The organism is Acidithiobacillus sp. TH-A36 (assembly GCF_057473445.1).
This window is the reverse complement of the sequence record NZ_JBYCKP010000663.1, coordinates 1-2,274: the sequence shown is the minus strand read 5'-3', so window position 1 is coordinate 2,274 and position 2,274 is coordinate 1. Positions and strand designations below refer to the sequence as shown.

The following is a 2,274-nucleotide window of genomic DNA, read 5'->3' as shown; positions in this document are numbered from 1 at the left end:
CCCGGGCACGCCGTCTGAAGCGCGAGCAGGGCCTGGATTTGATTGTGGTCGATTATCTGCAGCTCATGCAGGTTCCGGGTAGAGGCGATAACCGGGTAGCCGAAATTTCCGAAATCAGTCGTTCATTGAAAGCCCTTGCCAAGGAGTTGTCCATTCCTGTAATCGCCTTGTCCCAGCTCAATCGCAGTCTGGAAAACCGTACTGAAAAGCGTCCACAAATGTCGGACCTGCGCGAGTCCGGGGCCATCGAACAGGACGCCGATCTGATCCTGTTTTTGTATCGGGACGAGGTGTACAACAAGGATAATGAAGAGGTAAAAGGCATTGCCGAAGTCATTATCGGCAAGCAGCGCAATGGTCCCATCGGAACCGTGCGGATGAGCTTTTTCGGCGAATATACCCGCTTCGAAAATTATGCGCCAACGGGTGGCGAATACAGTCATTGAGTTTTTCCGGTTGCGCGCCCAGCCGTAACCGTGAGCGCCACAGCCGCTGCAATGTCTCTCTCTACCCTTTGTTTTCAGATTTAACGGCGCTTGGATTATCATAGCCCCATGACCCGCCCTGTATTTGCCGAAATTTCCCCTTCAGCCTTGTGCCACAACCTCCAGGTGGCTCGTAATCATGCGCCTCAGGCCAGAATCATGGCGGCGGTCAAGGCCAATGCCTATGGTCATGATGTGCGTGTTTGTGCTCCGGTTCTGGCATCAGCCGGTGTGGATGCTTTTGCCGTGGCCTCTCTGGAAGAAGCCGAAACGCTGCACGTTCTGGCATTGAACAAACCCATTTGTCTGTTGGGCGGTCCTTTTACAGCGGAAGAAGTACTGCTCGCCACCGAACGTGCTTACTGGCTGGTCATTCATGAAGATCGCCAACTGGCCTGGCTCGAAAGCCTGGTCCCGCATTGCGCTCTGCAAATTTTCATCAAGGTGGATACGGGCATGCACCGTCTGGGCTTTTCCCCGGAGCGATTACGTGAAGTTTTTGCAAAACTGCAGCCCTATCCACACTGGCAGGTGCTGGGCCTGATGAGTCATCTGGCGCGTGCTGATTACCCGCAAGATCCATTCAATGATCAACAGATAGCGGTATTTGAGCGCATGGTCAAAGCGTATTCAGGTTACACGCTGGGCCAGCATAGTCTGGCCAACTCCGGGGCTGTTCTGAGTCTGCCTTCGGCCCAACAATATTGGGTGCGCCCGGGTTTGATGATGTACGGATTATCGCCCTTCACCGGTAAAAATGGTGTGGATGTGGGCCTGCAACCGGTGCTTTCCTGGCAAAGTGAAATCGTCGCGACGCGCCATCTTCAGGCCGGCGACTGGCTGGGTTATGGTGCCACCTGGCAGGCAGCAGAAGCCTGTCGGGTGGGAGTTGTCGCAGCAGGTTATGGCGATGGTTATCCGCGTCAGCTGGGATCAGGTGCTGCCATCAGGGTGGCCGGTCAGGAAACCCGTACTCTGGCGCGGGTCAGTATGGATATGCTTTTTGTAGATATTACCCATATTCAGGCAGATATTGGCAGCAAGGTGACGCTGATGGGTGGCGAAGGACCTACTCTGGAAACGCTCGCTCAGCAGCTGGATACCATCCCTTATGAAATGAGTTGCCGCATCCAGATGCGCGTTCCCAGGAGGCTGCGGGCATGAGTCGCGATAAAAATGTATTCGTGTGCCAGGATTGCGGGAGCAGCAGCAGCAAATGGCTGGGCCGCTGTCCGGATTGCGGGGCCTGGAACAGCTTTGTGGAACAGCGTGTCGAAAAAAGCAGTGCGCGATCGCAGACCGCTTTTGCCAATGCGAGCCCGCCCCAGTTTCTCCATGCGGTACCTTTGGAAGATGCTGGCCGAAGAACGACCGGATTGTCAGAGCTGGATCGGGTACTGGGAGGTGGGCAAGTCCCCGGTGCGGCTATTTTGCTGGGGGGGGAACCCGGAATCGGCAAATCGACCCTGCTTCTCCAGACGGCCCATCATCTCAGTCTGAGTAGCAAGGTGCTCTATGTGACGGGAGAAGAATCGGCGGCTCAGGTGGCCATGCGCGCCCAGCGTTTGAGCCTCGGGAAAAGTCCGGTGCGGGTTTTGGCTGAAAACCATCTGGAAGCCATCGAAGCACTACTGCAGGCTGAAAAACCCGATTTGTTGCTGATTGATTCCATACAGACCGTGTATACCGATAGCCTGCAGTCGGCACCCGGATCTGTAGCCCAGGTGCGTGAATGTGCCGCCCGTCTGGTGCGTTTTGCCAAGGCCAGTGCAACCACCGTCTGGCTGGT

General features: G+C 55.8%; 3 protein-coding genes. All 3 read left to right on the top strand.

The features are described 5' to 3' along the window. Positions 1-446, top strand: a 446-nt coding sequence (locus tag AC2VLY_RS16565; RefSeq protein WP_486892197.1) for a DnaB-like helicase C-terminal domain-containing protein, incomplete at its 5' end; no start/stop codon positions are given. Positions 447-554: 108 nt separating this feature from the next. After that, entirely contained in the window at positions 555-1,649 is a 1,095-nt protein-coding gene (gene alr, locus AC2VLY_RS16560) for an alanine racemase (protein WP_193650222.1), read from the top strand. Beyond that, positions 1,646-2,274, top strand: a 629-nt coding sequence (locus AC2VLY_RS16555) for a DUF7125 family protein (protein WP_486922670.1), incomplete at its 3' end; no start/stop codon positions are given. The genes alr and AC2VLY_RS16555, both read left to right, overlap by 4 nt.